9 protein-coding genes are annotated in these 7,406 nt (G+C 64.0%); 6 read left to right on the plus strand and 3 right to left on the minus strand.

All coding sequences use genetic code 11. The annotated features are described in order from the left end of the window. Nucleotides 1–8: 8 nt before the first annotated feature. Complete coding sequence (gene fdx, locus QZY03_RS18230; protein WP_295583574.1) at nucleotides 9–347, plus strand: ISC system 2Fe-2S type ferredoxin; 339 nt, start codon at nucleotides 9–11, stop codon at nucleotides 345–347. Nucleotides 348–541: 194 nt separating this feature from the next. Next, nucleotides 542–736, plus strand: a complete 195-nt coding sequence (gene iscX, locus QZY03_RS18235) for a Fe-S cluster assembly protein IscX (protein WP_083924442.1) — start codon at nucleotides 542–544, stop codon at nucleotides 734–736. Between the two features lie 27 nt (nucleotides 737–763). On the opposite strand, the gene QZY03_RS18240 is transcribed toward iscX, so the two are convergent. Next, the gene (locus QZY03_RS18240) at nucleotides 764–1,192 is read right to left on the minus strand and encodes a rhodanese-like domain-containing protein (RefSeq protein ID WP_295583577.1); all 429 of its coding nucleotides are present in this window, start codon (nucleotides 1,190–1,192) and stop codon (nucleotides 764–766) included. 392 nt (nucleotides 1,193–1,584) lie between these two features. Between QZY03_RS18240 and QZY03_RS18245 the strand changes: the two genes are divergently transcribed. Further along, complete coding sequence (locus tag QZY03_RS18245) at nucleotides 1,585–2,559, plus strand: lysophospholipid acyltransferase family protein (RefSeq protein WP_295583587.1); 975 nt, start codon at nucleotides 1,585–1,587, stop codon at nucleotides 2,557–2,559. Here the strand turns inward: QZY03_RS18245 and sat are convergent. Together sat and orn are read right to left on the minus strand one after the other, a co-directional pair. Further along, nucleotides 2,556–3,743 carry a sulfate adenylyltransferase gene (gene sat, locus QZY03_RS18250; RefSeq protein WP_295583578.1) on the minus strand — a complete coding sequence of 396 codons (1,188 nt, stop codon included), beginning with the start codon at nucleotides 3,741–3,743 and terminating at the stop codon, nucleotides 2,556–2,558. The two genes, QZY03_RS18245 and sat, sit on opposite strands and share 4 nt — an antisense overlap. A 224-nt stretch (nucleotides 3,744–3,967) precedes the next feature. Beyond that, nucleotides 3,968–4,513 carry an oligoribonuclease gene (gene orn, locus QZY03_RS18255; protein ID WP_295583580.1) on the minus strand — a complete coding sequence of 182 codons (546 nt, stop codon included), beginning with the start codon at nucleotides 4,511–4,513 and terminating at the stop codon, nucleotides 3,968–3,970. Between the two features lie 120 nt (nucleotides 4,514–4,633). Between orn and QZY03_RS18260 the strand changes: the two genes are divergently transcribed. From QZY03_RS18260 to QZY03_RS18270, 3 genes are all read left to right on the plus strand, one after another. Continuing rightward, nucleotides 4,634–4,960, plus strand: coding sequence for a cytochrome c (locus QZY03_RS18260; RefSeq protein ID WP_295583582.1), 327 nt, complete (start codon nucleotides 4,634–4,636; stop codon nucleotides 4,958–4,960). Then, nucleotides 4,960–5,985 carry a ribosome small subunit-dependent GTPase A gene (gene rsgA, locus QZY03_RS18265; RefSeq protein ID WP_295583583.1) on the plus strand — a complete coding sequence of 342 codons (1,026 nt, stop codon included), beginning with the start codon at nucleotides 4,960–4,962 and terminating at the stop codon, nucleotides 5,983–5,985. Before QZY03_RS18260 ends, rsgA begins: the two co-directional genes overlap by 1 nt. Nucleotides 5,986–6,186: 201 nt before the next feature. After that, complete coding sequence (locus QZY03_RS18270; protein WP_295583584.1) at nucleotides 6,187–7,239, plus strand: cation transporter; 1,053 nt, start codon at nucleotides 6,187–6,189, stop codon at nucleotides 7,237–7,239. Nucleotides 7,240–7,406: the final 167 nt, after the last annotated feature.

Consider the following 7,406-nt stretch of genomic DNA (forward strand, 5'->3'; position numbering starts at 1 on the left):
TCACTCCCATGCCTAACCTGATTTTTCTGCCCCATGAGCACATCTGCCCGGAAGGCGCTGTGATCACGGCCGCACCGGGTGTCAGCATCTGCGATGCCGCGCTGGCCCAGGGGATCGAGATCGAGCACGCCTGTGAGCGCTCCTGCGCCTGCACCACCTGCCATGTGATCATCCGCGAGGGCTTCGATTCACTCGCCCCGGCCGATGAACTGGAGGAGGATCTGCTCGACAAAGCCTGGGGCCTTGAACACGAATCGCGCCTGAGCTGTCAGGCCCTGGTGGGTGATGCGGATTTGGTCATCGAGATCCCGCGCTATACCATCAACATGGTCTCGGAGCGGCGGTAGAGGGTTTTCCGTTTTTCGTTAGAGTTTATAAACTTCGTACCTGATATCCAGACCGACCCTTGGTGTAGGGGCGGGTTTGAAACCCGCCCCTACGTCCGGTTATCACGTCCGAATGCTATATCAAGCATCAGCTTACGAAAAACGAGAAACGAAAAACCAACAACGACGGCGATGGGCGAGGTAATCCGATGGAACTGAAGTGGACCGACACGCGGGAGATCGCCATCGCCCTGGACGAGGCGCATCCGAAAGTCGACCCGCGTTACCTGAACTATGTGGACCTGCGCGTCTGGGTCGAGTCGCTGGCGAAGTTCGCGGACGACCCGGCGCGGTGCGGTGAGAAAATCCTGGAAGCCATCCAGCTAGCCTGGATCGAGGAGCGCGAATAGTCGCGCCCCGCCGGTGCCGTGAACCGGTCAGCACTGCTCCCAGGGCAGACCGCGGAAGCGCCAGCCGCCCTGGCTACTACGCTGATGGTGCTCGTTCAGGTCGCCCTCGAACCCCTCGTCCACATGATAGACCGCGCGCAGCCCGTCCTTCATCAGGACCTTGCCGGCCTCCAGCGAGCGCTTGCCGCTACGGCAGATCAGGATCACCGGGGCGCAGGGGCTGTCCGGGTCGCAGACCGCCCCGCCCAGGAGCAGCTTGCGAATCTCCGTGGTGAAATGGGGGTTGACGGTCCAGTCCGGCTCATCGATCCAGGGCACATGCACCGCCCCCTTGGGATGGCCGACAAACAGAAATTCCATGGATGAGCGGATATCGACCAGGACCGCCTGGGGATGCTCCTCCAACATCCGCAGTGCTTCCTGCGGGCTCAAGCCTTTTGGGTGTTCGTCACTCACGCGGGGTTACCTCGATTGGTGGTCGTTATTATGCAATGTCCTACGCGCCCTGAGTGTGCGGCGCGGGGCCGACAGTGTAGCAAGCGTCAGGCCGCTGGTCCGCACCGCGGACCCCGCGGCAGCAATTCCAAATTTGGGCGACATCGCGCGGCCCCTGGTGGATGCGGCGCGCCCGACCGCGGTACCAGATCCCCGATAACGAGCGGCGCGCCTTATCCACCCTACAACGGAGCGGGTTTTGTAGGGTGGATAAGCGTAGCGCATCCACCATCAGCCTCGCTGCCGGCACGCCGCCCGGCAGCGACCACCCAAATTTGGAACTGCTGACCCCGCGGACGAAGATCCGCGGTGCGGATCAGGCGCGGCTAACCCCCAGGAATACGGCGGGACCCATGACGAAAAAGACATTGAGCCGCTGGCGTCGGCTGAGACTCAAAACGACCGACGGCATCGCCCGTGGCCTGGCGCAACTGAGCGCGCGCCTGCCCTTGTCGCTGATCCATCGGGTCGGCACCGCGGTCGGCTGGATATTCATCCATTGGCCCAACCGGCAGCGCCGTAACGCCCTGATCAACATCGGGCTCTGCCTCCCCGAACTGAGCCCGCCGGAACAGACGCGATTGCGGGACCGCAATCTGGTCGAGTTCGGCAAGACCTATCTCGAGATCGGTCACCTGTGGCTGCGCCCCGTCGACCAGGTGCACGCCCTGGTGCGCGAGGTCCGCGGAGCGCAACTGCTGCAGCGGCAACCCGGCAAGGGCCTGATCGTGCTCTCCCCACACCTGGGCGCCTGGGAACTGGCCGGTCTGCATCTGGCCCGCCAGGGGCCCACCGCGATCTTCTACAAACCCCAGCGCTATCTCGACGACCTGATCCTTGCCGCGCGCCGCCGCAGCGGCGCCGAGCTGGCACCCATCACCGCCCGGGGGATTCGAGTCCTGGTCCAGGCACTGGAGCGCGGCGACTATGTCGGCGTGCTGCCGGACCAGGAGCCCAAGGAGAACAAGGGCGCCTGCTTCGCACCCCTGTTCGGCATCCCCGCCTTCACCATGCTGTTGGTGCAACGGCTCGCGCGACGCACCGGCGCGCCAGTCATCTTCATGTTCGCCGAGCGTTTACCTGGCGCCGCCGGCTTCCGCATCCACTGCCTGCCCGCCCCGGAGGGCATCGACAGCGCCGATGACCTGACCGCAGCCACGGCGCTCAACCGCGGCATCGAACAGTGCGTGCGCACCTGTCCCGATCAATACGTCTGGCCCTACAAACGTTTCCGCCGCCGACCCGAGAGCCAGCCGGGCATCTATGACGGCCCGCTGAGTGACGCCGGAGTCTTGCCGCTCATCGAACAACTGCGGCAATCGCTTTAATTGAGCGACTGATAATAATCCATCAGGATTTGCGCCACCTCCGGGCGGGAAAACTCGGGCGGCGGGGCAATGCCGCTGCCGAGCAATTCGCGCACCTTGGTGCCGGAGAGCAACACGAAGTCGTCCTTGGTGTGGTCCGGCGCCTCACACATCATGACGACCCGGTTGAGCTTCTTGGAGTAAGCCGTGTGGTCGGCCTTGAAGATCTCGATCGCCAGGGCGCCGGGCGGGACCTCTTCTTCGAAGATGGTCTGGGCGTCGAAAGCGCCGTAATAGTCACCGACACCGGCATGATCGCGGCCGATGATGAAGTGGGTGGCGCCCATGTTCTGGCGGAAATAGGCGTGCAGAACGGCCTCGCGCGGGCCGGCATAGAGCATGTCGAAGCCATAACCGGTGACCATGGCGCTATTTGGGGCGAAGTAGAGATCCACCATCTTGCGGATGGCCGCGTCGCGCACCGGGGCCGGAATATCGCCAGGCTTGAGCTTGCCCAGCAGCATGTGAATGACCAGACCGTCACAGTGCAGCCGCTCCATGGCCATGTGGCACAGTTCCTCATGGGCCAGATGCATGGGGTTGCGGGTCTGGAAAGCGACCACCCGCTGCCAGCCGCGTTCGGCAATGGCATTGCGGATCTGCACCGCGGTGCGGAAAGTATCCGGAAAATCGTTCTGGAAGTAGGAAAAATGCAGCACCTGGATCGGACCTGAGACAGCCACGCGCCCCTGGCCGTGGAAGGCGGCCACACCCGGGTGTTGCGGGTCCTGGGTGCGATAGACCCGCTCGGTCATCTGCGCCATCTGGGCATCGCTGACCGTCTCGACCGCCTCCACGTTCATGATCGCCAGCACCGGATTGCCTTCCATGTTGGGATCACGCAACGCAATGCGCCGGGCGTCGCCGATCAGCGCGGCACTCTCCAGCAGACAGAGCAGCGGCACCGGGAAAAACAGGCCGCTCGTGGTGCGCATGGTCTCGGCGACGCTGAGCGCGTCTGCCACGTTCATGAACCCCGGCAGCGGACTGAAATAGCCGGCGCCCAGCATGACCGCGTTGCCGGCCGCCTGGGAACTGATCACCACCGACGGCAGCGTCTCGGCCTGACGCATCAGCGCGTGATGCTGGTCCGGATCGTAGACGAACAAGGGTTGCAAAGCGTCGGAACCCACGGGTCTGATCATCGACTTTCGCCTCTCTCGGCTCTGGCTCCACCGGCGCGCGGCACCGGTCACGCGGGGCGGAAGCGACTATATGGTTCGGGATCGGGTGGCGCGCGGCGGCGGGGACCTGGAACTGCCGCCGGCGGCTCCAGGTCAGCGTCAACGCGGGTGAAACCTTACCACGGTCCTGGATTGAGGCTACCCAGGTTGTCTTTATGGGGACAACAGAAAACCGTCGGGCAGGATCACACCCGCAACAAATGCTGCCGATAATGCTTCAACTCGGCGATCGACTCGCGGATGTCGTCCAGTGCCTGGTGCTTGCCGTTCTTCTTGAAGCTGCTCGCGATTTCCGGTGCCCAACGCAGGGCGAGTATCTTCAGCGTACTCACGTCCAGATTGCGGTAGTGACAATAGGCATCCAGGCGCGGCATACAGCGCGCCAGAAAGCGGCGGTCCTGGCAGATACTGTTGCCGCACAGGGGTGAGGCGCCGGCGGGCACGTGCTCAGCCAGAAAGGCAAGCGTCTCCGACTCCGCCCCGGCCTCGTCCCAGGGGGAGATCCGCACCCGTTCCAGCAACCCGGAGGCGCCGTGGTGACTGCGGTTCCATTCGTCCAAATCGGCCAGGATCGCCTCCGGCTGATGGATAGCGATCACGGGGCCTTCGGCCAGGATGCGCAGATCCTGATCGGTCACCACGGTGGCGATCTCCAGGATGCGGTCGGTAAAAGGGTTGAGACCGGTCATCTCGAGGTCCAACCAGATCAGGTTTTGTTCGCTCATAGCCATTGCCGGATTCCTTGTTGTTTGCCGCGGCGGGCGCCAGTCTCCCAGTGTACCAGCGGCCGGCCGTGCGCCGCGCCCGGTCAGACCCTACAATGAGCGAATCAACCCGATTGGAGCCACGCCATGATCACACGCCGTTTCTGCATTGCCCTGGTGCTTCCCTGCACCCTGGCGCTGACCGCCCCGCTGACCGGTCCACTGGCGGCCGAAGCGCCGGCCCCCAAGGCCGCCGCCCCCGGCATCGATACACTGCACGAGGAGCACTGCATCAAGTGCCACGGCACTGAGGTCTACAGCAGAACGGACCGCAAGGTGACCTCACTGGGCGGTCTGAGCAGCCAAGTCCGGCAGTGCGAAACGGCACTGAGCCTGCGCTGGTTCGACGAAGACATCGATGAGATGACAACCTTCCTGAACGACCGGTTCTACCACTTCAAGCCGGGCTCCTGATGCCGCGGCGGCGGCTGTCGGAACGACAGGTCCAGCGGATTCGGACCATCCAGGAGCGGCGCCGTCAGCACCTGGCCGACCGGGCCGAGACGGCGCTGGACACGGCACGTGAGGAGATCGCAGAGGAGGCCCCGCCGCGGTCCGGACGGGTGGTGGTGCGCCACGGCGCCAACCTGGCGGTGGAGGACGCGGGCGGGCACATCACCCACTGCCTGGCGCGCCGCAACATCGGCCATCCGGTCTGCGGCGATCAGGTGGTCTGGCAGGACACCGCGGACGGCCAGGGCGTGGTCACCGCCATCCAACCCCGCCACTCAGTCCTGAGTCGTCCGGACTACGGCGGCCATGACAAACCGCTGGCCGCCAACCTCACTCGCCTGGTGGTGCTGATCGCCCCTGAGCCGGACCCCAGCGGCTACCTGATCGATCAATATCTGGCGGCGGCTGAATTGATCGGCGTCCAGGCGCTGATCGTCGCCAACAAGATGGACCTGCTCGACGCGTCGGCCGCGGCCGCATTTCGGGCGCGCTTCGCACTCTACCCGGCGATCGGCTATCCGATCCTCTGGACCAGCCTGCGGCAACCGGAGACACTGGGCGCGCTGATCTCCGCCCTGGCGGATCAGACCAGCATCCTGGTGGGTCAATCCGGCGTCGGCAAGTCATCACTGGTGCAGACGCTGCTGCCGGACCTGGACATCCAGATCGGCCGCCTGTCCCAGGCCACCGGGCTCGGCCGTCATACGACCTCGACCGCGACCTGTTACCGGCTGATCGGCGGCGGCTTCCTGATCGACTCGCCGGGGGTACGCAGCTTCCGCCTGGGCGCCATCGACCGTGAAACGCTGCAACGCGGATTCCGCGAATTCGGCCCCCACTTGGAGCGCTGCCGGTTTACCGACTGTCGGCACGACCGCGAGCCCGGCTGCGCCATCCGCGCGGCGGTCGATGCGGGCGAGATCGCGCCTGAACGGCTGGCGAATTTCCATCACCTGGCCGCCGGGCTGGGTCCGGCCTGGGCCTGAGCAGCGTCGCCGCGGCGGCGTGACCCTGAATCCGGCAATGGCTCACGCTAAGGCGCCAAGACGCCACGTAAGAAAGAGGGATGCGGCGGAGCCTTCGATCACCCATGGGTGAGTCATCCGGCGCGGATAACACATTGAGAAAACTGGCGACTTAGCGTCTTGGCGTGCAAGCTGTTCTTTATTGAATGATAAGGTGGCACCATGGCCAACTGGCCCTTCAAGTCCGAACCGGACGCCTTCAGCATCGATCCCCTGGCAGCCCGGGCTACCGCGGGCGACCGCGCCGACACCCCGCGGTCCCAGCCGGAATCCCCGCCAAGCAGCGACCCGGAGTGGTCGGTACGGCAAGCGAACAGCATCGAACAACGGGTGTTGCGCCGCTCAATCTGGGGCGTCGTCGCGGTCGGACTCGGGAGCGTCGCCTACGGTCTGTTCCTGGAATCCGAAGTCGTCATTCTCAACGGGATCTTCTCCGTCCTCAGCCTGGTCGCCGGGGGCTTGAGCCTGCTGGCCGCCAAGCTGATCGTTAAACCGGCGGACAAGCGCTTTCCCTATGGCTATTCCCATGTGGAACCGCTGGTTCAGTCGGTCAACGGCTTCCTCGTCCTGGTGATCTGCATCTATTCGTTCATCAACGGCATCAATGGCATCCGTGAGGGCGGCACCGCGGTCGATGCGGCGGGTGTCATCTGGTTCAGCGTGGTCAGCGGCGTGATCTGTCTGGGCTTCTGGATTTACCTGTCGATTCAGGCACGGCGCCTCGACTCCCAACTCGTCGCCACCGATGCCAAGGAATGGGGCATGGACTTTGCCTTCAGCATGGTGACTTTAATCGGCTTTGCGGTTCTGCCCGCGCTCGCGGAACCCTACCGCACCGCCTGGGCGAGCTATGCGGACCCGGCCCTGGTCGCGACCATGTCGCTGCTGCTGCTACCCGTGCCGCTAGGGATCCTCAATCGCAATCTGCGCGAGGTCCTGCTGATGGTGGACGTGAACGATGCGCTGATCGGGCGCCTCGATGCCATTATGAAAACGCTCAGTGCCGAGCACGCGATCGAGAAGTACGTCCATCATGTGGTCAAGACCGGCAGAACCTATTTCATCGAAATCGACATCGTCGTCGGACCGGGATTCGCATTGCAAACCATCGCGCAGCAGGATCAACTGCGGGAACTCATCTGGACCGCCATGGACGTCTCGGTCGACGAGGCCTGGCTGTCGATCTGCCTGACGGGCGATCCGCGGTGGGTCTAAACCGCGCCCAGCGCGGTATGCGATGTTGGCTCATGGGGCCAACTGTGTGACGCCACACAGCATTCGGAGAAATTCTATGCAGCATATTTTGATGTTGTGAGCCCATTCATGAATGGCGACATACTGCTGAAGATAGACCTTGTTGACACCACGAAATGGGCGGAGAA

It is taken from the genome of uncultured Lamprocystis sp. (assembly GCF_903933125.1).
Lineage (GTDB): Bacteria > Pseudomonadota > Gammaproteobacteria > Chromatiales > Chromatiaceae > Thiodictyon.

Bases quoted from the DNA above. Each gene is read 5' to 3' on its own strand.
- fdx (WP_295583574.1), top strand. From the start codon at position 9: ATGCCTAACCTGATTTTTCTGCCCCATGAGCACATCTGCCCGGAAGGC.
- QZY03_RS18245 (WP_295583587.1), top strand. From the start codon at position 1,585: ATGACGAAAAAGACATTGAGCCGCTGGCGTCGGCTGAGACTCAAAACG.
- sat (WP_295583578.1), bottom strand. From the start codon at position 3,743: ATGATCAGACCCGTGGGTTCCGACGCTTTGCAACCCTTGTTCGTCTAC.
- orn (WP_295583580.1), bottom strand. From the start codon at position 4,513: ATGGCTATGAGCGAACAAAACCTGATCTGGTTGGACCTCGAGATGACC.
- QZY03_RS18260 (WP_295583582.1), top strand. From the start codon at position 4,634: ATGATCACACGCCGTTTCTGCATTGCCCTGGTGCTTCCCTGCACCCTG.
- rsgA (WP_295583583.1), top strand. From the start codon at position 4,960: ATGCCGCGGCGGCGGCTGTCGGAACGACAGGTCCAGCGGATTCGGACC.
- QZY03_RS18270 (WP_295583584.1), top strand. From the start codon at position 6,187: ATGGCCAACTGGCCCTTCAAGTCCGAACCGGACGCCTTCAGCATCGAT.